The organism is Staphylococcus sp. HMSC072H03 (assembly GCF_001809305.1).
Classification (GTDB): Bacteria; Bacillota; Bacilli; order Staphylococcales; family Staphylococcaceae; genus Staphylococcus; species Staphylococcus hominis.
This window is the reverse complement of sequence record NZ_KV796883.1, coordinates 172,300-195,100: the sequence shown is the minus strand read 5'-3', so window position 1 is coordinate 195,100 and position 22,801 is coordinate 172,300. Positions and strand designations below refer to the sequence as shown.

Here is a 22,801-nt window from a genome sequence, read left to right as displayed (position 1 = left end):
TAAATAATCTCCTTTAAATTTAGATTCCTTAATTATTATAACTATTTTTTGTTATTTAATAAAATATTTATACTAAGATGACTTAATATTAAAGAATAATATTAAATCATCTTATCATTTACAGTTTTACTAATGCTTAATTAAAGATTCACCTGTCATGTCTGACGGTTGTTCAACATTTAATAAGTCTAGTAATGTAGGTGCTAAGTCACCTAAACGACCAGTTTCACGTAATGTTACATCTTCTTTAGTAACAATTACCGGAACTGGGTTTGTAGTATGAGTAGTCATAGGTTGATCATCATCAGTTAAAACTTGATCTGAGTTACCATGGTCAGCTGTAATAATTGCATAGCCATTCATATCTAAAATTTTATCAACCACTTCACCTAAACATTCATCTACTGCTTCAATTGCTTTGATAGTTGGTTCAAGCATACCACTATGACCTACCATGTCAGGGTTAGCAAAGTTTAAAATAATTAAATCTAAATCACCTTTGTCTAACTCTTCTAACAATGTATCTTTAACTTCGTATGCACTCATTTCAGGTTTTAAATCATACGTAGCAACTTTAGGTGAATCGATTAAGCGACGACGTTCACCTTCAAATTCTTCATTACGTCCCCCACTCATGAAATAAGTAACATGTGGGTATTTTTCAGTTTCTGCAATACGTAATTGTTTTAAATTATTATTTTGAGCAACTTCACCAATTGTATTCGTTAAATCAACTTTTTCAAATACGACTTCTGCATCAACATTATCATTGTATTTAGTAAACGTTGCATAGAATAAATCATTTACACGCTCAACTTTAAAGCCGTCAAATGCTTTATTTGTAAATATTTCAGATAATTGTGCTGCTCTATCAGGACGGAAATTGAAGAAGATAACAGCATCACCATCTTGAACACCTTCATTTTGTCCTTCAACTATGAAAGGTTCAACAAATTCATCTGTAACATCATTTGCATAATTCGCTTCTACACCTTCTTTAGCGTTCGCATAAGAAGGTCCTTCGAAATTGCGAATAGCATTATAAGCTTTTTCTTCACGATCCCAACGTTTATCACGGTCCATTGCGTAATAACGACCTGAAATTGATGCGAATTGACCTACACCAAGTTCTTTGAATTTAGCTTCTGTTTCTTCAATATATTTAATTGCTGATTTTTGATCTACATCACGACCATCTAAAAATGCATGTACATACACTTTATCTAAACCTTTTTGTTTAGCAAGTTCTAATAATGCAAATAAATGTTTGTAATGACTGTGAACACCGCCATCTGAAAGTAAACCAAATACATGTAATGCTGAATCGTGATCTTTAACGTGTTGAGCTGCTTTACCTAACACTTCATTTTCGTAGAAATCACCATCTTCAATGGATTTATTAATACGAGTTAAACTTTGATAGACAATACGGCCTGCACCTATATTCATATGACCTACTTCAGAGTTACCCATTTGACCTTCAGGAAGACCAACATCTAAACCACTTGCTTCAATTTGAGTCGTAGGATATTTGTTGTAATAACGATCAAAATTTGGTTTATGCGCTTGTTTTACTGCATTACCATGTTCACTTTCACGGTTAGCAAAACCGTCTAAAATAATTAATGCTGTTGGTTGTTTAGCCATAATTATTTAGCACCTTCTAACAATTGTACAAAATCATCTACTTTAAGTGATGCGCCACCAACTAATGCACCATCGATATCTGATTGAGCCATATATTCTTTAACATTATTTGGTTTCACACTACCACCATATTGAATACGAGTCGCATCAGCTACATCTTGACTAGACACGTCTGCTACTGTTTTACGTACTTGTGCACACATTTCATTTGCATCTTCTGAAGTAGCTGATTTACCAGTACCGATTGCCCAAATTGGTTCATAAGCAATAACAACTTCTTTAAGTTGATCTTCTGACAAGCCTTTTACTGCTTCTTTTACTTGGTTGCTTACTACTTCGTTAGCTTTGCCATTTTCTCTTTCTTCATCTGTTTCACCAACACAAATAATTGGTGTCATTCCATGATTAAATACTGCATGTGCTTTTTTATTTACATCTTCATCTGTTTCATGGAATAATTCACGACGTTCTGAATGTCCAATAACGACATATTTAACACCTAAATCAGCTAATGCTACTGGAGAAGTTTCTCCTGTATATGCACCATTATCTTCAAAATAAGTGTTTTGAGCACCAATTTTTAATCCTTTTGCTTTGCCATCATTCACTAGAGAGATTAATGCATCTAATTGAATTGTTGGCGCACAAATTACTGATTCAACTTCCTTTTCATCAGGTAATGTAGGTAAATTGTTTACAAAGTCTTTAGCTTCTTGAACTGTTTTATTCATTTTCCAGTTACCAGCTATGATTGGTTTTCTCATTATTGACACTCCTATTATTAATAAATTTAAACTTAATTATAAATATTTACGTTCTTTTATTGTTTTCCCATGAAAATCATAAAAGAAACATTTTTATTATTCAAATAAATATTATTTATCGTTAATTGCTTTGATACCAGGTAATTCTTTACCTTCAAGGTATTCTAATGAAGCACCGCCACCAGTTGAAATATGAGTGAAATCATCTTCAAATCCTAGTGAAATTGCAGCCGCTGCTGAATCACCGCCGCCGATAATTGTGATTGCATCTTCTAAGTTAGCAATTGCTTTACATACACCGATTGTACCTTTAGCAAAATTACTAAATTCAAATACACCCATAGGTCCGTTCCATACTACTGTGTGAGCACCTTGTAATTCTTTAGTAAATAACTCGATTGTTTTTGGTCCAATATCCATTGCTTCTTGATCACTTGGAATTTCATCAATAGACACTTCAGTGATTTTAGCATCATTTGAAAATTCTTTAGCTACTTTACAATCAACAGGTAATACAATTTGATCGCCATTTTTTTCTAAAAGTTCTTTAGCAAAGTCAATTTTATCTTCTTCTAATAAAGATAGACCAATTTCTTTACCTTGTGCTTTTAAAAATGTATATGCCATACCGCCACCAATAATGATTTTATCAGCGATATTCACTAAATTTTTAATAACACCAATTTTGTCAGATACTTTAGCACCACCTAAAATAGCCACAACTGGTTTATGTGGATCATTTACCACACCACCGATAAATTTAATTTCTTTTTCCATTAGGTAGCCTGCAGCTGTTTCTAGATGAGTAGAAATACCAACATTTGAAGCATGTTCACGGTGTGCAGTACCAAATGCATCATTTACAAACACATCACCTAATGATGCCCAATACTTACCTAATTCAGGATCATTTTTAGATTCTTTTTTACCATCTAAATCTTCAAAACGAGTATTTTCAACTAATAATACATCGCCTTCATTTAAATTTTTAATTGCAGATTCTAATTTTTCACCGCGTGTTTCTGGAATAAACACAACTTCTTTGCCTAATTTTTCAGTTAATGAATCCGCTACTGGTTTTAAAGTTAACTCTTTTTTATCACTTTCTTCTTTAACTTTACCTAAATGAGAGAATAATACTAATTTACCGCCTTGTTCTAAAATATATTTAATTGTTGGTAAAGCTTGAACAATACGGTTATCATTTGTAATTTCACCGTTTTTTAAAGGTACATTAAAATCAGCACGTTCAAGTACAACTTTCCCTTTTAAGTCTAAATCAGAAACAATTTTTTTTGCCATTATAATTTCCTCCTTTAAATAGGAATTATTAATATAAAAATAAGCGGAGAAGCGTTAGTGCTCCCCGCTTACTCATAAGCTAACTTCATTCAACATTTTATATAAGTGTACTGAGCACAAGTTTTTATTAAACTAGGCTACGAAATTATTTAGTTAATTCAGCTAAATATTCTAAAGTACGTACTAATTGAGAAGTATAAGACATTTCGTTGTCATACCAAGCAGCTACTTTAACTAATTGTTTGTCGCCAACTGAGATGACACGAGTTTGAGTTGCATCGAATAATGAACCAAAGTTCATACCAACAATATCTGATGATACGATTTCATCTTCAGTGTAACCGAATGATTCGTCAGCAGCATTTTTCATTGCTTTGTTAACATCTTCAACTGTTACTTCTTTTTCTAATACAACTGTTACTTCAGTTAATGAACCAGTAGCTACTGGTACACGTTGTGCTCCACCATCTAATTTACCATCGATTTCAGGAATTACTTTACCGATAGCTTTAGCTGCACCTGTTGAGTTAGGTACGATGTTTTGTGCTGCTGCACGTGCACGACGTTTGTCACCTTTTTTGTGTGGACCATCTTGAGTCATTTGGTCGCCAGTGTAAGCGTGAATAGTTGTCATTAAACCTTCAACAATACCAAATTCGTCATTTAAAACTTTAGCAACTGGTGCTAATGAGTTTGTAGTACATGAAGCACCTGATACTACTGTTTCAGATCCGTCTAAATCTTTGTGGTTTGTGTTAAATACGATAGTTTTAACATCACCTTTAGCTGGAGCAGAAATTAATACTTTTTTAGCTCCTGCATTAATGTGTGCTTCAGCTTTTTCTTTTTCTGTATAGAAACCAGTACATTCTAATACTACGTCGATATCTAAATCGCCCCATGGTAATTTACTTGCATCTGGTTCTTCAAAAGATTTAACTTCTTTACCATTTACACGGAAACCACCTTCAACAACTTCTACGTCTCCGTTAAAGCGACCTTGCATAGTGTCATATTTTAATAAATGAGCTAACATTTCGTCGTCTGTTAAGTCGTTTACTGCAACTACTTCAATACCTTCTACGTCTTGAATTCTTCTGAATGCTAAACGACCAATTCTACCAAAACCATTAATTGCTACTTTTACTGCCATTATAATGGCCTCCTTTAAAATGATATTTAAAAAGTTAAATAACTTTTTATTCCTTATTTAGTATTACTTTAGCTGCTGCTTCATCAGTAATTAATATTGTATTTTTGGGAGCAATACTGAGATATGCTTTGATAGCTTCTCCCTTAGACATGCCGCCAGCAACAGCATATATAAATTCTTTGCTTTCTAAATCTTCAAGTTGTAATCCAATAGTTTTTACTTTTTGAACTACATGACCTTGAGCGTCAAAATAATATCCGAAAGCTTCTCCGACGGCTTGATGATGTTGAAGTCTTTCAATCACCTCATCAGATGATTGTCTACGATGCGCCATCTTCAGCGCATCACCAATACCGTGTATTGTTATATTTGCTTGTTTAATCTTTTCTAATGTGTGCACAACTGATGGTTCCATCAGTAATGTATTATATGTTGATTCGCTTACATTATCTGGTACATATAGGGTAGTATAATACCCACCACTTTGTTGTGCCATACTTGCTGCAATTGTATTTGCTTGATAAACCATATTTTCACCAAGACCACCACGTGCCGGAACAAAAAACACATTAAATGGTAATAAATGCATTGCTCGGCTAACATTAGCCATTGTTGATCCGCCTGTCACTGATACAATTGCATCTTCATACAATATATCTTCTAGTAAATGACCTGCTTGTCTACCCATCTCAGACTTAACTTCTTCATGCATGTCAGCATTTCCAGGTATGACATATACTTCTTTAACTCCAAAGTTGGACTTAATATATTTAGCATAATGATTATCATCTTTATACACTTTAAAGTAATCACTTAATTGATTAAGTACTTTTGTACCTTCCTCGGTGATTTCCATACCAGTTGATTTTACTTGTATAAGATTTTGCTTTTTTAATATGTCTGTTTCTGTTCTTAGGACTCTTTCTGTAATATCCATATGTTCGCTTAAACTTCTACGCCCAACAGGTTCATTATTTGAAATTGTCGTTAAGATAGAGAAACGTCGATACATTTTATCAACTAAGTCAGGAACCAACTTTTGTTGTAGTTTAATCAGGTCTTTCACTACTACCTTCCTCCTATTTTTCTCAAAAGGTAATCGAGAGTTAGAGGGGGTTTGACTTTTTTTGTCCCGGGTGGGACAAAATTCAACCTCTTTACAATTGCAATACTACTATTGTCGTTATAAAAAAGCAAGCGAAAACCCTTATTATTTTAAATAATCTGTTAAATATTTAAAATAGGGTATAGTAAATGCAATAGAGTTAACTTTATAGGTTTTTCAAAAATGATGAATTATAATTGAAAATTAACTAGATAGGAGGAATCACTTTGAAATATAAAGACAATAAGGATGTAGAAGTTTTAGATCCTTCTGATAATAGATATAAAGATGATGACTATTTTAAAAGAGAACAAGAATATCGAGATATGTCTGAACATCACAATACAATACGATATCACTATGGTTGTGGTTGTCCTTTTGGTTGTTTCTCTTCCATTTTTATATCGATTGTTCTTTCAATTATCTTAACGTTCTTGCTCAACTGGATATTTTAAAAAAACCTAGAGATACACACATGGTAAAATGTGTATATACCTAGGTCTTTTTTTATTCTTCGTTTGAAGATCTCTGAGATTGTTGGGTATTACTTTTTGATTCTGAAGTTGTTGAACTAGATGATTGTGTTTTAGGCTCGGCAGTAGATGGTTGCGTCGTTGATTTTTGTGTTTGTGATGATTGATTTGTATTAGCTCGTTCTTGTGTAGTAGTTGTGTCATTGTTACTTGAATTATGTTGTGATGTTTCAGTTGAAGCATTAGAACGAGAAGATTGACTTGACTGAGTGCTTTCAGTTGATTTATTTGTTTCTTCTTGCGTTGCTTTTTCTTGAGTTTGTGAGTTTTCTTTTTGTTGAGTACTTTGAATTTGATTTGTACTAGGTTGTTTTGTAGGTGTTTCTTTAGAAGATTGTTGTGTTTGTGCTGTTTTACCTTGATTAGTAGGTTGTACTCTTATTGAATTACTTTGCTTATTAGAATAGTTATCAGTGACATTTGGATTTTTTACATTATCTAATTTATTTTCCTTACTATTATTTGTATTGTTTTCACTTGTTGTATTTTCTTGCGTACTTTCTTCGTTCTTTTTATCACTTTCAGTATCTTTATCTTTCTTATGTTTATGTTCTTCCGTTGATTGATTATTTAAACGTTCATTGACTCTGTTTGAATTATCTACAAAAGCAAAAACTGCAAACACTAATCCACCAAGTAATAGAAGCACAGTAAGTGTACTAATTATTTTAGAAATACCACTCATTTTTTTCTTTTCATGTGCTTCATAGTCTTTAAGATTTCTATTTTTTTTTGACATGGACTCCCTCACTTCTTAATTATCTATTCATCCTTTAATATAGCAATCTATTTTACATTATTTCCTTTTAAAAAAATAAAAAAACACTTAAGTACATATATAAATGAAATACTCATTCAATTATATATGATAACATCATATATAAATAACTACACTATCAATATAAAGTGAATTTTGGAGTGACAAAATGAAAAAAGATACTTTTAACACATTATTTAAAAATCCTTCAAGCAATAAAATTAAATCTATGATGTTAAGTAATGATGATTTTGATGAAAGTAAAAATTCAAAATTTGATATATTAATTGGCATTTTAATTCCTATAATCATATTATTCTTAATCTTATTTATAAAGTAATATAATAGAAACTTGAAAGAGAATAGAAAGAAATTAAAATGACTTTTGTTTTGTATATTATTATATTAAAGGTATAAACATACTTTTTAAATATTCTACTATTCTCTATGGCAAAGCTATACTTATATTATAGCTAAATTTAGGTAAATTTAATGACCGTATTTTCTAAAGTTAATGACATATTATTGAATAAATCTTGAATGCTTTTTGAGCATCTTTCTCTACATTGTCATTAAAAAAATTTATTTTCTTTATAAAAAATGAGGTGTTAGTAAATGAAACAATTTTTAATTACTGGTGGAACTGGAATGGTAGGTAGTCATTTAGTAAATGAAATTAAAAAAAGAGAGGCTCATATTACAATTTTAACCCGTAGTGATAAACAAAGTGATGAGCCTAAGATTACGTATGTTAACTGGTCTAAAAAAGGATGGGAAAATCAAGTGTCAGATATTGATGTAGTTATTAATTTAGCAGGCGCTACATTAAATAAACGTTGGACACCCTCTTACAAACAAACGATTATGACAAGTCGTATTCAATCGACTGAATCTTTAGTTCATTTATTTGAGCAACGTCAACATAAACCTGAAGTGCTTTTTAATGCAAGCGCTATGGGTTATTATCCTCCAAGTTTATATCAAACTTATACAGAACAATATCAAACACTTCCTTTTGATTTCCTGTCAGATGTCGTTTATCAATGGGAACGATTTGCTCGTCGTTTCGAAAATTTTGGTACACGTGTTGTATTAGGAAGATTTAGTATGATTTTGTCTTCTGAAGGTGGCGCACTTCAAACGATGAAACTACCATATAAATTCTACGTAGGCGGTAAATTAGGTTCTGGACATCAATGGTATTCTTGGATTCACATAGATGACTTAGTGCGTGCGATTTTATTTACAATTGACGAATCAAATGCAAAAGGTCCATTTAATATGGCTTCTCCAATTCCTGAACGTCAAAATTTATTTGGTTATACGCTTGGACGTACGATGCATAAACCACATGAAACGTGGGTGCCATCATTAATTATGCGTGCTGTACTAGGAGAAATGTCGACAGTAGTTCTCGATACTCAAAAAGTCTTACCTAATAAATTAGAAGCATTAGGGTTTAATTTTAGGTATAATAATTTAAAAGTTGCACTTGAAGACTTAATTAACGAATAGTAATTGGAGATTTAGTGATGAATGACAACAAGTTAACGTATATCTTACTACTTATCGCTAGTATATTTTTAATTTTAAATGGTGTCTTTGCTTTCGAAAAGAGTATCATTATGGTACTTTTATCTTTTTTCTTTATTATTATAGGATTATTATTAGGGTTTGTAGCTATACAATATTTATTAAAAACTAAAAAACCATAAAAAAGGAAGAGCATCAATGCTCTTCCTTTTTTACATATTAAACAATTCTATTTACATATCTTCAGGTTGCATTACGTGATCAATTAAACCATATTCTTTTGCTTCATCAGCAGTTAAGAAGTTATCACGATCAGTATCTTTTTGAATTCTTTCAATACTTTGACCTGTACGTTCAGCTAAAATACGATTTAATTTTTCACGTGTTTTTAAGATATGGTTAGCAGCAATTTCAATTTCTGTCGCTTGACCTTGAGCGCCACCTAATGGTTGATGAATCATAACTTCAGCGTTTGGTAAGGCAAAACGTTTACCTTTTGTACCAGCTGCTAATAAGAATGATCCCATTGACGCAGCCATACCAATACAAATTGTTTGTACATCTGGTTTAATGTGTTGAATTGTATCGTAAATAGCAAATCCTGCTGTTACACTACCACCTGGAGAATTGATGTATAAATAAATATCTTTTTCAGAATCTTGAGCTTGTAAGAATAATAATTGTGATACAATTGAATTTGCAACATTATCATCAATTGCTGAGCCTAACATAATAATGCGGTCTTTTAATAGACGAGAATAAATATCATATGCGCGTTCACCGCGATTTGTTGTTTCAATAACTGTAGGAATTAAATTCATTATATTTCCTCCTTGTAATTAACTGTTATATTTATTTTACAACAAAAGTCAAAAATGGTCAAAAAGAATACTTTTACTTTTATTTGACGTTGCTTTTTATAATTTTATACACTATTCATATATTCAAATTGTACTGTTAATTATATATTTAGTACAGAAATTAGTTTTTATATTATACTCCTCGTAGTGTAATGGATAGCACGTAAGATTCCGGTTCTTAAGATAGAGGTTCGATTCCTCTCGAGGGGGCTATTATTAAGAAATAGAATGAAACGTTATATTAATGTTTCATCCTATTTCTTAAAACACATTTTATTTTATAATTCGACTTTTTCTCCATTTCTAATTTTATCAGCGAGTTCATTTAATTTTCGTAAGCGATGATTTACTCCTGATTTAGAAATAGGCCCATTTGATATCATTTCTCCTAATTCTTTCAAAGAAATTTCTTGATGTTCTACTCGTAATTTTGCAATCTCTCTTAAACGATCAGGTAAATTATCTAAACCTATTTCTTCATCAATTAATTGAATGCTTTGTACTTGTTTCATAGCTGCACTCACAGTTTTATTTAAATTAGCTGTTTCACAATTTACTAATCTATTGACAGAGTTTCTCATATCTCTCACTATTCTTACATCTTCAAATTTTAATAGTGCTTGGTACCCCCCTATCAAACTTAAAAACTCAGAAATTTTCTCCGCTTCTTTCAAATAAGAAATACTTCCTTTTTTTCGTTCTAAATGCTTAGCATTCAGTCCATAACTGTTCATTAGTTTAGTTAATCCCTCAGCATGTCCTTCATATTGAGAAAAAATTTCTAAATGGTAGGAAGAAGTTTCTGGATTATTTACTGATCCACCCGCTAAAAATGCCCCTCTTAAATAGCTTCTACGCATTTCATCATCTTTAATCATACTCGCATCAATGTCATGAACGAAAATACCATTTTTTAAAATACCTAATTCATCAAGTATTTCTTTAGCACGTACTTTAGTTCGACAAATGTAGATATTATTCTTTTTTAATTTCATTTTTTTTCGTACTAAAATTTCTACTTCGACATTAAAAATACGCTTAATTAATGAATATATTCTTCGAGCCGTAGTCGCATTTTCAGTTTGAACATTAATTACAAATTGTTGATTAGATAAACTGAGTGCACCGTTCATCCGAATCAAAGCGCTAAGTTCAGCTTTAGCATTACTTTCATCGACTTCAATGCGGGTCAATTCATTTTTCATATCTGATGCAAAACTCATTGATGCTCCCTCCTTTTCTCATCATCATTATTATATGTAATTAACATCTCAAAATATATAACACTCTATATCAAATTATTTTTAAATTCATTAAAATTTATTTTTTAGGTTTAAATTGAATTGTACTTGTTAATTCAAGTGCTAAATCATATACAAGTTTAGCAAGTACCTTTGTATTATGACGAACAAAGACATGGTCATAAATTTCTACAAGATTTTTAGAAGTAATCATTTTAATATTATTTTCTGTTAATTTTATTTTATTCGTACTTACAGGATGAGCATTACGTTCTTTATATCGTTGAAGAATCTGTTCATCAAATGCATCATTACTACAAATAACATAATCAATAAATGGTTCACCAGCATGTTGATGAATAGCTTTAACATGATCGTAGACATCATAATCATTTGTTTCTCCTGGTTGAGTCATAATATTAGAAATGTATAATTTCGGTGCTTGTGAACTTATTATTGCTTTAGAAATACCTTCAATACACAAATTTGAAATTACACTTGTATACAGTGAACCAGGACCTAGAACAATTAAATCCGCTTCTTGTAAAGCATCAACGGCTTCCTGCATGGGTTCTACATTAGATGGTTCTAAATAGACACGTCGAATTTTTTTATTTTTTTTAGGTATTTTAGATTCACCTTTAACAATCTCACCATCTTCTAAAACAGCATTTAACATAACATTAGTATTAGTAGATGGAATCACTTTTCCTTTAATGTTTAAAATTTTACTTAATTCTTTCACTGCATGACCAAAGTCATTTTTTATATTTGTAAGTGCTGCAAGTAATAAATTACCTAATGAGTGACCTTCAATTTGATGTTCTTCAAAACGATACTGAAATAATTCTTCTAGAATTGGTTCTGCATCACTTAGCGCTGCAATGACATTTCTAATATCTCCTGGAGCAGGAATAGACATTTCATCTCTAATTTTACCTGTACTACCACCATCATCTGCAACTGTAACAATAGCAGTAATATCTATTGGATATTCTCGTAACCCTCTAGCTAGTACTGAGAGTCCTGTGCCTCCTCCGATTAGTACTACTTTCAACTGTTTCATTTCTTCACGCCACTTTCAATATGTGCATCTCTATGATGAACATACACATTATAATCAAATATATCATTTAACTCTTCTCCGATACGTTTAGCTAAGGCTACAGAGCGATGTTGTCCGCCAGTACAACCTATTGCTATAACCAGTTGTGATTTACCCTCTTTTTTATAGCCTGGAATCATAAAAATAAGTAAATCCATTAGTTTTTCAAAGAAAGTTTCAGTTTCTTTCCATTTCATCACATAATTATAAACTGCTTCATCTTCTCCAGTCATCGGTCTCAAGTCTTCAACATAATATGGATTAGGCAAAAAGCGTACATCGAATACTAAATCAGCATCTTTCTGAATACCATGTTTAAATCCAAAACTAGTTACATTAATACTAAATGAATTCATTTTTTCATCGGCGAAATGACGTTTGATTCTTTCTTTTAATTCTTTAGGCTTTAACTCTGTAGTATCAATAATATAATTCGCTATTGATCTAATATTTGAAAGTAATTGTTGTTCTTCTAGAATTGAATCAATTAAAGACATTTGACCATTTTGATTTAAAGGGTGCGCTCTACGTGATTCTTTATATCTAGAAATTAATTTTTCAGTTGTAGCTTCTAAAAACATAACATCTACAATAACATCATTTCTCGTTTTAATTACATCAATTTCATCTATAAGTGATTTAAATAACTCTTTTCCTCTTAAATCAATTGCAATTGCTACTTTTTGAAGTGAAGGGTTACCTTGCTCCATTAACTCCACAAGTTTAGGTAGTAATATAGGTGGTAAATTATCTACACAGAAAAAGCCAATATCTTCTAAACATTGAATAACTAATGATTTACCAGCGCCAGACAATCCTGTAACAACTAATAGTTCACTTTTGCTCATTTCATCATTTATTTGATTAACCATTCTAAGCACCATCCATTTAAGCATACATGTATTTATATAACATCATAGCATATATTTTTACCTTGCTAACAATTTGTATCGACTTTACTGCTAAGAAAAAAGCTAGTAATAATACTTCTATCAGAAGTGATTATTCTAGCTTTAATTAATCCCTTAAGCTTCTTCTTTATCTTTTAATTCTTCGATATAATCAATTGCACTTTGTGCAGCAATACTACCATCACCTGTAGCAGTTACGATTTGACGTAATCCTTTATCTCTCACGTCTCCAGCTGCAAAAATCCCTGGTACAGAAGTAGTCATATCATCTTTTGTAATAATATAACCCATATCATTTGTAATACCTAAGTTATTAAATGGTGCTGTTAAAGGTTTCATCCCAATATAAATAAATACACCGTCTGCATCTAACGTTTGTTCAGACGCATCTTTTGTTGAAACTAACGTTACAGATCCAACTTTTCCATCTTTTTCATTAATTGATTTCAAAGTGTGACTCCAAATAAAATCAATTTTTTCATTTTTAAATGCACGATCTTGTAGAATTTTTTGGGCTCTTAATTCGTCTCTTCGGTGAACAATTGTTACTTTATCAGCGAATTTAGTAAGGAATGCGCCCTCTTCTACCGCTGAATCGCCTCCACCAATAACAAATATATTTTTGTTTTTAAAGAATGCACCATCACATACTGCACAATAACTTACGCCACGGCCACCTAATTCTTGTTCACCAGGAACACCAATTTTTTTATATTCTGCACCTGTTGAAATAATCACTGCTCTAGCTGTTATAGTTTTATTTCCTAGATTAATCACTTTGTGATCGCCATTATCTTCAATTGATTTGATATCTCCATATTGATAAGAAGCACCAAATTTTTTCGCATGTTCAAACATTTTTGTTGATAAATCTGGACCTGTAATCATTTCAAACCCTGGAAAATTTTCAACTTCTTCCGTATTTGCCATTTGTCCTCCAGGCATACCACGTTCAATCATCACTGTATTTAGATTTGCACGTGATGCATAAACTGCAGCAGTCATTCCAGCTGGTCCAGCCCCAATTATCGCAACATCAAAATCTACTTCGTTCATTTTTATACCTCCTACGTTTATATTAATACGCGCATTATATAGTATTATTTGCTTTTCATAAATTTATATGCTCAATAATTTATCAATTGCGTTATCTAATTTATATCTTGTAGTATTAAAAATTTCAATGATTTTCTTTTTAGTTATACGCTTTTTATGATAACGGTAATATAAATAAACATGTGCCGCAATATATCTATTTAACTCTTTAAAATTAACGCCTTCAACGATTAAAGCTTCTCCTTTATCAATCCAAGTGACAAATAATTCTGTATCAAACGATAGTTCTTCAACGTCATACATTTTCTTTAATCCTTTATGAATAAAATCAAGCTTATTTAAATGTAATCCTTGAACTAAGTAAGTTAAATATAACTTTTCATAGTCATTCATGTTTTCCAATACTGACCAAATGTCTTCAGTCATTAGTATTTCTTTTCCGTTTAACTGATTTAATAAAAATACGCCATATAATCGATAATGACTGTCATCATCTAATAATAAAGGTAATATTTTTTGTTCAAATGTATATTTACTTTCTTCTAATACCCATGGGGCATATCCAACATCTACTTCAGAAATTTGCAATAATTTATCCCAAAATAATTTACTTTGTTTTTTATTTCCTAAGTAATAATAGTTATAGCTTAAAGCATTAAACATTTGAATTGAAACAAACTTACCCTTTTTATATAAAGGTAATAAAAGTTGTTGAGACGCTTTGTACTGTTTGAGATAACTTAGTACAATACCTAACTTAAAACTTTCATCTTCGTTCATCGGCATCACTTTATTTAATATTTTTATATATTTGTGATACTTCTCTGTTTCATTAGTATTATATAATAGCAATGTATAATGACAGAGTGCATGTACATCCGAGTTATCTTCAGCAAGCAATGTTTCGAATAATTCTTTAGCAATCTCATATTCACTCAAATAAAGACAACACATTGCTAGTAAATTTCTAATAACACGATGCGACTGAATATCATCGTTTTGTTTTAAAATATACGTTCGTGCTTCTTGTAAACGTCCTTGAGCGAATAAATATTGAAATAATAATTGAACTGCAAATAATTGTGCTTCCATTTCAATTTTATTTTCTTCAATATAAGAAACTTCGAACATTTTTTCTAATTCTTCTTTAAAAGAATCATCATTTGATAAAACTACATAATTAATACCAAACAAGAAGGCCTTGTTTGGCTCGTTAAGTTTAATATTCAGTTGACTCAATTGATAATAACTTTCTGCTACATTATGATCATTTATAATGCTTTCATAAAACATTTTTTCTGCTTTTTTATTCAAATTCAATTCATTTAAACAATCGGCATACTTAAGTCTTATATCAAAATCTTCAGGTGACAAATCTAGCACATTTCTATAATATTCAGCTGCTTTTCTATAATCTCTCTGTTTATATTTTTGATCTGCCATCTTTCGATAAAAATTCTCATCAAAAGTCATTGGAATAATTTTTTGTTCCTTTCGTGCCATGCTTTGTCACCACTTTCTTATTTATTATGAATTTGCATGGGGTTTCCAAAAGCAATAGTATCATCGGGAACATCTTTAGAGACGATAGTACCTGCTTTAATTATAACGTTATGACCGATTTTCACCCCAGGTAAAATGGTCACATTTGCTCCAATTAAAGTATGAGAACCAATGTCCACTCGTCCATAACGATACTCATTTACTAAAATTTCATGCGTTAATATTGTTGTATTATAACCAATAACAGTATTACTGCCAATAGATATTAACTGGGGATGAAAAATATCAGGCATTACCTTATAGGCAAATGCAGTTCGTTCCCCAATTGACATCTTCAAGAAATGAATATAAATATAACGTTTTACATTTAAAAAAGGAATAAAGCGACTTATTTCTATTATTACTGTATTTTTTAACACTTTAGAAAAACGAACAAATTGGTAAATGCGCCATAAGGGATTCATCGACTGTGTATTAATAATAGTTAATCGTCTCATTATTTTACCTTCACTCTTGAATTCCAAGTTAATGGTCCAGCATTTTTATAAATAACTGGTTGATGTTTAATTCGACGATAGATAATTAAAATAATACCCATAATCATTAAAATAACTGAAACAAGTTGAGCTACGCGAATATGACTTGTTAACATTAAACTGTCTGTTCGTAATCCTTCAATAAAGAAGCGTCCTATTGAATACCAAATGAGATATAATGAAAATGTTTCTCCAACGCGTAGATGCTTTCTAAGGGTAATTAATATAATAAATCCAAGTATATCCCAAATAGATTCATATAAAAAAGTAGGATGATAGTATACACCTTCAATATACATATTTCGAATAATAAATTCTGGAATATGCATGCTTTCTAGAAATGTTCTTGATACTGGTCCGCCATGAGCTTCATGATTCATAAAATTGCCCCATCGCCCTATACCTTGAGCTAATATAATACTTGGTGCAACAATGTCTCCAATTTGAAAAGGATTAAGATTTTTCAATTTACATAGAATAATTCCAGTAATAAAGCCACCTATTAATCCACCGTGAATAGCTATCCCGCCATGCCAAATTTTAGGTATTTCTGATGGATTTTCCATATAATAAGGCCATTGAAATATAACAAAATAAATTCTTGCAACTAGAAATCCGAAAATTGCACAATAAAAGATAATATCTACTAATGTATCTTTATGTAATCCTATAGATTTCAAGCTTTCTTGAGCAATAAAATATCCTATTAATATTCCTACTGCAATAATAATTCCATACCATTTTATCGATAAAGGACCTATATCGATAGCAGTAGGATTGATATAATTCAAATTAAAAAGCATATACTATTTCCCTTCATTCTGATTCCCATTCTTGATAATTTCTTCATTCAAACGTTGATTAAATTCTTCAGCTGTATTAATACCCATGATATTTAAACGATAATTCATTGCAGCTACTTCTATAATAACAGCAACGTTTCTTCCTGGTCTTACAGGGATTGTTTTTTTAGTTATTTCTGTATCTAAAATCTTTAATGTTTCTTCATTTAATCCAACGCGATCATATAATTTATTCTTATCCCAATTTTCAAGATTTATATTTAACCGTATTTGTTTTTGGGTTAGAATTGACCCCGCTCCAAATAAAGTCATGACATTGATAATTCCTAGTCCACGTATTTCTAATAAATGTTCAATTAACTTAGGTGGTGTACCAACCAATTCGTCTTTCGTAATTTCACGAATTTCAACATTATCGTCTGCTACTAAACGATGACCTCGCTTTACTAATTCTAATGCTGTTTCACTTTTCCCGATGCCAGAGTCTCCTGTAATTAATACTCCTACACCATATACGTCTACTAAAACACCGTGTAGAGAGGTCGTTTTAGCTAACTCATGTTCTAAAAATGTCGTTAATCGACTCATTAAACTTGTTGTAGCATCTTTAGAAACAATCAAAGGTGTATCCATTTCTTGAGCCGCTTCAATCAGTTCCTGAGGTGGCTCTAATCCTCTTGTCACAATAATTGCTGGCGTTTCAGGACGACATAATTTTCTCATTCGTCCCCGTCTTTCTTCATCTGGTAATAAATTGTAAAATGATAATTCAGTGGTACCTAATAATTGAATACGATTTGCTGCATAATGAGAAAAATAACCTGCCATTTCTAAACCAGGTCTAGAAATATCAATGTTTTTAATCGTTTTATTTAATCCTTTTTCTCCAGTAAATAGCTTCAGTTTTAATACTTTAACCAATCTATCTGTCGTTAACATGAGTTCACCTCAAAATTCCCTTGAATTAATTCATCTCTTATCATATCAAAAATATAACAATATGTTATATAAAAAAGGAGTAGAAAATGATTTTTCTACTCCTTTTTTCAAAATCAGTAAAATGATATTCTACTTCATTTGTACTCTAAAAAAACACTATCGCACATTAAATGCTATTTTATTCATCTCGCACTTTATCACGTTCTAACACTGTTTTTAAATACTTACCAGTATAAGAAGCTTCCACACTTGCAATGTCTTCTGGCGTTCCAGTTGCAACGATAGTACCGCCACCTTCGCCGCCTTCTGGTCCTAAATCTATAATATAATCTGCTGTTTTAATAACATCTAAATTATGTTCAATAATAACCACTGTATCTCCATTTTCCACAAGGCGATTTAATACTTTTAATAATCGACTGATATCGTCAACATGAAGACCTGTAGTAGGTTCATCTAAGATATAAATTGAGCGTCCTGTAGAACGTTTGTGTAATTCTGAAGCCAGTTTCACACGTTGTGCTTCCCCACCAGAAAGTGTGGTTGCTTGTTGTCCTAAAGTAATATAGCCTAATCCTACATCTACAAGTGTTTGTAATTTTCTATGAATTTTAGGAATATTTTCAAAGAAATAAGTCGCTTCTTCTACTGTCATTGCTAATACATCTGCAATATTTTTCCCTTTATATGTGACTTCTAAAGTTTCTCTATTGTATCGTTTGCCATCACACACTTCGCATGGAACATATACATCTGGTAAGAAGTGCATTTCTATTTTAATGATGCCATCGCCTTTACAAGCTTCACAACGACCGCCTTTAACATTAAAACTAAAGCGTCCTTTTTGATATCCTCTAATTTTAGCTTCATTCGTTTGAGCAAAAACATCTCTAATGTCATCAAATACACCTGTATATGTCGCCGGGTTAGAACGTGGTGTTCTTCCTATAGGTGATTGATCAATATCTATAATCTTATCTAATTGATCAATACCTTTAATTTCCTCATGCTCTCCAGGTTTAACTTTAGAATTATTAATTGTTTGAGCTAATGATTTATATAACACTTCATTAACTAATGAACTTTTACCTGATCCAGAAACACCAGTTACAACCGTCATTACAGACAATGGAATATCTACATCAACATCTTTTAAATTATTACTTTTTGCACCTTTTATTGATATTTTACGATTCGTGATTTCTCTACGATGTTCCGGTACGTCAATACGTTTTTTACCGCTCAAGTATTGACCTGTTAAGGATTTCTTGTCTTTCATTACCTTTTTAGGAGTCCCACTTGAGACAATTTCGCCGCCATGGTTACCTGCACCAGGTCCGACATCAACAAGGTAATCTGCTGCTCTCATCGTATCATCATCATGTTCAACGACAATTAGTGTGTTACCTAAATCTCTCATCTCTTTTAATGTATTGATTAAACGATCATTATCGCGTTGATGTAACCCGATAGAAGGTTCGTCTAATACATAAAGCACGCCTGTCAATCGTGATCCAATTTGAGTAGCAAGACGAATACGTTGTGCTTCTCCACCTGATAATGTTCCTGAAGAACGATTCAGTGTTAAATAATCAAGGCCTACATTATTTAAAAATGTCAATCTTGAAATAATCTCAATTAAAATTTGTTTAGCAATCGCTTTGTCTTGCTCTGATAACTCTATATTCTCATAAAATTTGAGTGCATTTTTAATTGAATATTCTACAACTTCTCCAATATTGTATCCACCAACATATACTGAAAGTGCTTCTTTACTTAAACGTTTACCGTGACATGTTTCACACGGAAGTTCAGTCATATATCTACTCATCATTTCACGTGTATATTCTGATGGTGATTCGTGATAACGTCGATCTATATTAGCGACTACGCCTTCAAATTTCATTTTTCTACGGCGTGTGCCTCCATTTCGACTATGAAATGAAAACTCAATTTCTTTATCGCCTGACCCATTCATAAGAATACCTTTTTGTCTATCAGTCAATTTTTTATATGGCTTATCCATATTAATTTTATAAACTTCACATACTCGTTTTAATAATGTTGGATAAAAGTCGGAACTTGTAGGCTCCCAAGGTTCAATCGCACCTTCATTTAAAGTTTTATTAGTATCAGGAACAACCAAATCTAGATCCACTGTAAGTCTTTGACCTAATCCATCACATGTTGGACAAGCACCGAATGGACTATTAAAACTAAACATTCTAGGCTCTAATTCACCTATAGAAAATCCACAAATTGGACAAACATGATTTTCAGAGAATTTGAGATCTTCTCCACCAATGACATCAACAATAAGGTTTCCTTCACCTAACTCTAAACTTGTTTCTATTGAATCTGCTAATCTTGTTTCTATTCCTGATTTTACAACTAAACGATCTACAACTACTTCAATAGTATGATTTTTATTTTTATCTAGTGCAGGAACGTCGTTTACATCGACTACTTCACCATCGACACGTAATCTGACATATCCCTTTTTACCAATATCTTCAATTAATTTTTCATGGCTTCCTTTTCTATGTGAAACTAAAGGAGCTAAAATTTGAATTTTAGTTCTCTCTTCTAATTCTAATATACGATCTACCATTTGCTGCACGGTTTGCGATTCGATTTCGATTCCATGATATGGACAAAATGCTTTCCCCACACGTGCATATAATAATCGAATGTAATCATATATTTCAGTCACAGTAGCTACTGTAGAACGTGGGTTTTTACTTGTCGTTTTTTGGTCAATTGAAATTGCAGGTGATAGTCCTTCAATGGTATCAACATCCGGCTTATCCATTTGTCCTAAAAATTGTCGTGCGTAGGCACTTAACGATTCTACATAGCGACGTTGTCCTTCAGCATATATTGTGTCAAATGCAAGTGATGATTTTCCCGACCCAGAGAGACCAGTCATCACTATAAGTTTGTTCTTTGGTAACTCAATATCGATATCTTTTAAGTTATGTGCTCTTGCACCTTTAACTATGATACTTGGACCTTTCATTTAATAATCACCCTTCTGCTTTTAGTTCAAATAACATATCTCTCAATTCTGTTGCTCTTTCAAAGTCTAAATCTTTAGCTGCTTTTTTCATTTCTTTTTCAATATTTTCAATTGTTTTCTGACGCTCTTTCTTTGTCATTTTCTTAGGTACTTCAGTTTGTTGTTTTTCATTTGTGTCATCATTATCCACTGTAGCACTAATGACGTCATGTATTTTTTTATTGATTGTTTTAGGAGTAATACCATATTTTTCGTTATGTGCCATTTGTATTTCTCGACGACGCTGTGTTTCATCAATTGCGTACTGCATAGAGTCTGTTATCTTATCGGCATACATGATAACTTCTCCTTTATCGTTACGTGCAGCACGTCCGATAGTTTGAATAAGTGAACGATTTGAACGTAAAAATCCTTCTTTATCTGCATCTAAAATAACTACTAACGACACTTCAGGTATATCAATACCCTCTCTAAGCAAATTGATACCTACTACAGCATCATACGTGCCCATTCTTAAATCACGTATGATTTCTATACGTTCAAGTGTTTTGATTTCAGAATGAAGATAATTCACTTTAATTCCTGCCTCTTTCATATATGTTGTCAAATCTTCACTCATTTTTTTAGTTAAGGTTGTAACAAGCACACGTTCATTCCTATCAATTCTTTCTTGAATTTCACTGAGTAAATCATCAATTTGATTCTTCGTAGGTCGAACATCAATTTTAGGATCTAATAAACCAGTTGGTCGAATAATTTGTTCTACCATTTTATCAGTATGTTCAATTTCATATGGACCAGGTGTTGCAGAAACATAAACGAGCTGTTTAGTTTTTTGTTCAAATTCTTCAAATTTAAGTGGACGGTTATCCATAGCACTTGGTAAACGGAAACCATGATCTACGAGTACTTTTTTACGTGCTTGGTCTCCATTGAACATACCTCTAATTTGTGGTAACGTCACGTGCGACTCATCTATCATTACAAGCCAATCATCACCAAAATAATCAAGTAACGTATAAGGCGTGGAACCAAGTGGTCTTAATGTTAAATGAACAGAATAATTCTCTATTCCTGAACAAAAGCCCATCTCTCTCATCATTTCTAAGTCATAATTTGTACGTTGTTCTAGACGTTGTGCTTCTAATAATTTATTTTCAGCTTTCAATTCTTTTAATCGCTCTTCAAGTTCTTTTTCAATACGTTCAATAGCGACTTTCATTTTTTCTTCTCTAGTAACGAAGTGGGAAGCAGGGAATATAGCAAAATGTTCTCTTTCACGTATCACTTCACCAGTTAGATAATTTACTTCTCTGATTCTATCAACTTCATCGCCAAAGAATTCTACTCGGATACACATTTCTTCCCTTGAAGCAGGAAAGATTTCTACAACATCTCCTCTTACTCTAAATGTACCACGTTGAAAATCGATGTCGTTTCTTGAATATTGAACATCGACTAATTTTCGAAGAAGCTCACTTCTATCCATTTCCATCCCTACTCGAACGCTAACAACTAAATCTTTGTATTCTTCTGGATTACCTAAACCATAAATACAACTTACACTTGCAATAATAATCACATCATCACGTTCGAATAAAGCACTTGTAGCTGAATGTCGTAACTGATCGATTTCATCGTTAATTGAGGCGTCTTTTTCGATAAATGTATCCGTTGATGGCACATATGCTTCAGGTTGATAATAGTCGTAGTAACTTACGAAATATTCTACCCTATTTTCAGGAAAGAACTCTTTAAATTCACTATACAATTGACCTGCTAACGTTTTATTATGCGCTATAATTAATGTAGGTTTTCCAACTTCTTTAATTACATTACTCATGGTAAATGTTTTACCAGTACCCGTTGCACCAAGTAATGTTTGATGACGTTTACCAGCTTTAACACCTTCAACAATTTTTTTTATGGCTTGAGGCTGGTCCCCTTGTGGTTCAAATTCAGAATTTAATTTAAAAGGATGATGTTCTACCATTCTTTCAAGCGCCTCCTCAGTTTATTTTATTAAATGTTTAT

At 31.9% G+C, this 22,801-nt stretch carries 21 protein-coding genes and 1 tRNA gene; 5 read left to right on the top strand and 17 right to left on the bottom strand.

Annotated features, from left to right (window positions below; all coding sequences use genetic code 11):
* Nucleotides 1-129: 129 nt before the first annotated feature.
* The 5 genes from gpmI to HMPREF2578_RS06910 all read right to left on the bottom strand — a co-directional run bounded on the left by gpmI (nucleotide 130) and on the right by HMPREF2578_RS06910 (nucleotide 5,932).
* Nucleotides 130-1,647, bottom strand: a complete 1,518-nt coding sequence (gene gpmI, locus HMPREF2578_RS06930) for a 2,3-bisphosphoglycerate-independent phosphoglycerate mutase (protein WP_048683222.1) — start codon at nucleotides 1,645-1,647, stop codon at nucleotides 130-132.
* Between the two features lie 2 nt (nucleotides 1,648-1,649).
* Nucleotides 1,650-2,411, bottom strand: coding sequence for a triose-phosphate isomerase (tpiA, locus tag HMPREF2578_RS06925; protein WP_017175904.1), 762 nt, complete (start codon nucleotides 2,409-2,411; stop codon nucleotides 1,650-1,652).
* Between the two features lie 111 nt (nucleotides 2,412-2,522).
* Nucleotides 2,523-3,713: a phosphoglycerate kinase gene (gene pgk, locus HMPREF2578_RS06920; RefSeq protein WP_017175905.1), complete on the bottom strand. Its 1,191-nt coding sequence runs from the start codon at nucleotides 3,711-3,713 to the stop codon at nucleotides 2,523-2,525.
* 145 nt (nucleotides 3,714-3,858) lie between these two features.
* Nucleotides 3,859-4,866, bottom strand: a complete 1,008-nt coding sequence (gap, locus tag HMPREF2578_RS06915; RefSeq protein WP_017175906.1) for a type I glyceraldehyde-3-phosphate dehydrogenase — start codon at nucleotides 4,864-4,866, stop codon at nucleotides 3,859-3,861.
* 46 nt (nucleotides 4,867-4,912) lie between these two features.
* Nucleotides 4,913-5,932: a sugar-binding transcriptional regulator gene (locus HMPREF2578_RS06910; RefSeq protein WP_070508335.1), complete on the bottom strand. Its 1,020-nt coding sequence runs from the start codon at nucleotides 5,930-5,932 to the stop codon at nucleotides 4,913-4,915.
* 266 nt (nucleotides 5,933-6,198) lie between these two features.
* Between HMPREF2578_RS06910 and HMPREF2578_RS06905 the strand changes: the two genes are divergently transcribed.
* Nucleotides 6,199-6,426 (top strand): hypothetical protein, encoded by a 228-nt coding sequence (locus HMPREF2578_RS06905; protein WP_049382072.1) that lies wholly within the window; start codon nucleotides 6,199-6,201, stop codon nucleotides 6,424-6,426.
* 52 nt (nucleotides 6,427-6,478) lie between these two features.
* Here HMPREF2578_RS06905 and HMPREF2578_RS06900 read toward each other — a convergent pair whose 3' ends face one another.
* Nucleotides 6,479-7,243 (bottom strand): DUF4887 domain-containing protein, encoded by a 765-nt coding sequence (locus HMPREF2578_RS06900; RefSeq protein WP_061544454.1) that lies wholly within the window; start codon nucleotides 7,241-7,243, stop codon nucleotides 6,479-6,481.
* A 187-nt stretch (nucleotides 7,244-7,430) separates the two neighbouring features.
* On the opposite strand from HMPREF2578_RS06900, the gene HMPREF2578_RS11145 reads away from it, so the two are divergent.
* The 3 genes from HMPREF2578_RS11145 to HMPREF2578_RS06890 all read left to right on the top strand — a co-directional run bounded on the left by HMPREF2578_RS11145 (nucleotide 7,431) and on the right by HMPREF2578_RS06890 (nucleotide 8,976).
* The gene (locus HMPREF2578_RS11145) at nucleotides 7,431-7,601 is read left to right on the top strand and encodes a hypothetical protein (protein ID WP_169925294.1); all 171 of its coding nucleotides are present in this window, start codon (nucleotides 7,431-7,433) and stop codon (nucleotides 7,599-7,601) included.
* A gap of 275 nt (nucleotides 7,602-7,876) precedes the next feature.
* Nucleotides 7,877-8,776, top strand: coding sequence for a TIGR01777 family oxidoreductase (locus HMPREF2578_RS06895; protein ID WP_061544453.1), 900 nt, complete (start codon nucleotides 7,877-7,879; stop codon nucleotides 8,774-8,776).
* 17 nt (nucleotides 8,777-8,793) lie between these two features.
* A complete protein-coding gene (locus HMPREF2578_RS06890; protein ID WP_048683232.1) occupies nucleotides 8,794-8,976 on the top strand; it encodes a hypothetical protein in 183 nt (60 codons plus the stop codon).
* Between the two features lie 51 nt (nucleotides 8,977-9,027).
* On the opposite strand, the gene clpP is transcribed toward HMPREF2578_RS06890, so the two are convergent.
* Entirely contained in the window at nucleotides 9,028-9,615 is a 588-nt protein-coding gene (gene clpP / locus HMPREF2578_RS06885) for an ATP-dependent Clp endopeptidase proteolytic subunit ClpP (RefSeq protein WP_017175911.1), read from the bottom strand.
* Nucleotides 9,616-9,792: 177 nt separating this feature from the next.
* Between clpP and HMPREF2578_RS06880 the strand changes: the two genes are divergently transcribed.
* Nucleotides 9,793-9,864, top strand: a tRNA-Arg gene (locus HMPREF2578_RS06880).
* 68 nt (nucleotides 9,865-9,932) lie between these two features.
* Here the strand turns inward: HMPREF2578_RS06880 and whiA are convergent.
* From whiA to uvrB, 10 genes are all read right to left on the bottom strand, one after another.
* Entirely contained in the window at nucleotides 9,933-10,877 is a 945-nt protein-coding gene (gene whiA, locus HMPREF2578_RS06875; RefSeq protein ID WP_019834952.1) for a DNA-binding protein WhiA, read from the bottom strand.
* 97 nt (nucleotides 10,878-10,974) lie between these two features.
* On the bottom strand, nucleotides 10,975-11,961 hold the full coding sequence (gene yvcK / locus HMPREF2578_RS06870) for a gluconeogenesis factor YvcK family protein (protein WP_019834951.1): 987 nt from the start codon (nucleotides 11,959-11,961) through the stop codon (nucleotides 10,975-10,977).
* Nucleotides 11,958-12,872, bottom strand: a complete 915-nt coding sequence (rapZ, locus tag HMPREF2578_RS06865; protein ID WP_017175914.1) for an RNase adapter RapZ — start codon at nucleotides 12,870-12,872, stop codon at nucleotides 11,958-11,960. The genes yvcK and rapZ overlap by 4 nt, the downstream gene beginning before the upstream one ends.
* Nucleotides 12,873-13,025: 153 nt before the next feature.
* Nucleotides 13,026-13,967 carry a thioredoxin-disulfide reductase gene (trxB, locus tag HMPREF2578_RS06860; RefSeq protein ID WP_017175915.1) on the bottom strand — a complete coding sequence of 314 codons (942 nt, stop codon included), beginning with the start codon at nucleotides 13,965-13,967 and terminating at the stop codon, nucleotides 13,026-13,028.
* Between the two features lie 63 nt (nucleotides 13,968-14,030).
* The gene (locus HMPREF2578_RS06855) at nucleotides 14,031-15,470 is read right to left on the bottom strand and encodes a tetratricopeptide repeat protein (RefSeq protein WP_070508334.1); all 1,440 of its coding nucleotides are present in this window, start codon (nucleotides 15,468-15,470) and stop codon (nucleotides 14,031-14,033) included.
* 17 nt (nucleotides 15,471-15,487) lie between these two features.
* Nucleotides 15,488-15,967, bottom strand: a complete 480-nt coding sequence (locus HMPREF2578_RS06850; protein ID WP_017175917.1) for an acyltransferase — start codon at nucleotides 15,965-15,967, stop codon at nucleotides 15,488-15,490.
* Nucleotides 15,967-16,809 carry a prolipoprotein diacylglyceryl transferase gene (lgt, locus tag HMPREF2578_RS06845; protein ID WP_048761415.1) on the bottom strand — a complete coding sequence of 281 codons (843 nt, stop codon included), beginning with the start codon at nucleotides 16,807-16,809 and terminating at the stop codon, nucleotides 15,967-15,969. The genes HMPREF2578_RS06850 and lgt overlap by 1 nt, the downstream gene beginning before the upstream one ends.
* A gap of 3 nt (nucleotides 16,810-16,812) precedes the next feature.
* On the bottom strand, nucleotides 16,813-17,748 hold the full coding sequence (gene hprK / locus HMPREF2578_RS06840) for an HPr(Ser) kinase/phosphatase (RefSeq protein ID WP_017175919.1): 936 nt from the start codon (nucleotides 17,746-17,748) through the stop codon (nucleotides 16,813-16,815).
* A gap of 178 nt (nucleotides 17,749-17,926) precedes the next feature.
* Nucleotides 17,927-20,767, bottom strand: a complete 2,841-nt coding sequence (gene uvrA, locus HMPREF2578_RS06835) for an excinuclease ABC subunit UvrA (protein WP_070508333.1) — start codon at nucleotides 20,765-20,767, stop codon at nucleotides 17,927-17,929.
* Between the two features lie 7 nt (nucleotides 20,768-20,774).
* Entirely contained in the window at nucleotides 20,775-22,760 is a 1,986-nt protein-coding gene (gene uvrB / locus HMPREF2578_RS06830) for an excinuclease ABC subunit UvrB (protein WP_019834949.1), read from the bottom strand.
* Between the last annotated feature and the right edge of the window lie 41 nt (nucleotides 22,761-22,801).

Bases quoted from the DNA above. Each gene is read 5' to 3' on its own strand.
- trxB (WP_017175915.1), bottom strand. From the start codon at position 13,967: ATGAACGAAGTAGATTTTGATGTTGCGATAATTGGGGCTGGACCAGCT.
- gap (WP_017175906.1), bottom strand. From the start codon at position 4,866: ATGGCAGTAAAAGTAGCAATTAATGGTTTTGGTAGAATTGGTCGTTTA.
- rapZ (WP_017175914.1), bottom strand. From the start codon at position 12,872: ATGGTTAATCAAATAAATGATGAAATGAGCAAAAGTGAACTATTAGTT.
- clpP (WP_017175911.1), bottom strand. From the start codon at position 9,615: ATGAATTTAATTCCTACAGTTATTGAAACAACAAATCGCGGTGAACGC.
- HMPREF2578_RS06850 (WP_017175917.1), bottom strand. From the start codon at position 15,967: ATGAGACGATTAACTATTATTAATACACAGTCGATGAATCCCTTATGG.
- HMPREF2578_RS06855 (WP_070508334.1), bottom strand. From the start codon at position 15,470: ATGGCACGAAAGGAACAAAAAATTATTCCAATGACTTTTGATGAGAAT.
- yvcK (WP_019834951.1), bottom strand. From the start codon at position 11,961: ATGAAACAGTTGAAAGTAGTACTAATCGGAGGAGGCACAGGACTCTCA.
- HMPREF2578_RS06895 (WP_061544453.1), top strand. From the start codon at position 7,877: ATGAAACAATTTTTAATTACTGGTGGAACTGGAATGGTAGGTAGTCAT.
- uvrA (WP_070508333.1), bottom strand. From the start codon at position 20,767: ATGAAAGGTCCAAGTATCATAGTTAAAGGTGCAAGAGCACATAACTTA.
- HMPREF2578_RS06900 (WP_061544454.1), bottom strand. From the start codon at position 7,243: ATGTCAAAAAAAAATAGAAATCTTAAAGACTATGAAGCACATGAAAAG.
- tpiA (WP_017175904.1), bottom strand. From the start codon at position 2,411: ATGAGAAAACCAATCATAGCTGGTAACTGGAAAATGAATAAAACAGTT.
- gpmI (WP_048683222.1), bottom strand. From the start codon at position 1,647: ATGGCTAAACAACCAACAGCATTAATTATTTTAGACGGTTTTGCTAAC.
- lgt (WP_048761415.1), bottom strand. From the start codon at position 16,809: ATGCTTTTTAATTTGAATTATATCAATCCTACTGCTATCGATATAGGT.
- whiA (WP_019834952.1), bottom strand. From the start codon at position 10,877: ATGAGTTTTGCATCAGATATGAAAAATGAATTGACCCGCATTGAAGTC.
- HMPREF2578_RS11145 (WP_169925294.1), top strand. From the start codon at position 7,431: ATGAAAAAAGATACTTTTAACACATTATTTAAAAATCCTTCAAGCAAT.
- hprK (WP_017175919.1), bottom strand. From the start codon at position 17,748: ATGTTAACGACAGATAGATTGGTTAAAGTATTAAAACTGAAGCTATTT.
- HMPREF2578_RS06890 (WP_048683232.1), top strand. From the start codon at position 8,794: ATGAATGACAACAAGTTAACGTATATCTTACTACTTATCGCTAGTATA.
- uvrB (WP_019834949.1), bottom strand. From the start codon at position 22,760: ATGGTAGAACATCATCCTTTTAAATTAAATTCTGAATTTGAACCACAA.
- pgk (WP_017175905.1), bottom strand. From the start codon at position 3,713: ATGGCAAAAAAAATTGTTTCTGATTTAGACTTAAAAGGGAAAGTTGTA.